Below are 509 nucleotides of genomic sequence, written 5' to 3'. Positions count from 1 at the left end.
TCGAACCTGGCTTATGTGATCTATACTTCCGGTTCCACCGGCAAGCCTAAAGGCGTGATGATAGAACAGCGGCAGGTAGTTGCGTTCTTCTCTAACTTTTCAACCCGCTTTTCGCTGGCACCCGGCATGACCTTGTGTGCCACCACGAACTGTACTTTCGATATATCTGTACTGGAACTGCTGGGCAGCCTGGTACATGGCATGCAGCTGTTGCTGCTGACCGCAACAGACCCGGCGAGCATCCTGCAAAGCATGCGTGCTCACCAGACAGACGTATTACAGTTGACGCCTTCCCGGCTGGACCAGCTGCTGGAAGCAGAGGCGGGTAGCCTGGCTTGTCTGCAAACGCTGAAAGTGTTGCTGGTAGGTGGAGAAGCACTGAGCCAGTATAACTATGACCGCCTGAAACAACTGAACGGCGTCAAAGTACTGAACGTATACGGCCCTACGGAAACCACCATCTGGAGCAGCTGCCTGGATGTGCAGGCGAGCACTGTTTTATCGGTAGG

1 protein-coding gene is annotated in these 509 nt (G+C 54.2%); it reads left to right on the top strand.

All coding sequences use genetic code 11. The features are described from left to right. On the top strand, positions 1–509 hold a 509-nt coding region (locus tag ICL55_RS34935; RefSeq protein WP_188106708.1), incomplete at both ends, for an AMP-binding protein.

Source organism: Chitinophaga varians (assembly GCF_014529945.1).
Taxonomy (GTDB): Bacteria; Bacteroidota; Bacteroidia; order Chitinophagales; family Chitinophagaceae; genus Chitinophaga; species Chitinophaga varians.
The sequence above is the reverse complement of the archived record's forward strand: the minus strand, read 5'-3'. Positions and strand labels throughout refer to the sequence as shown.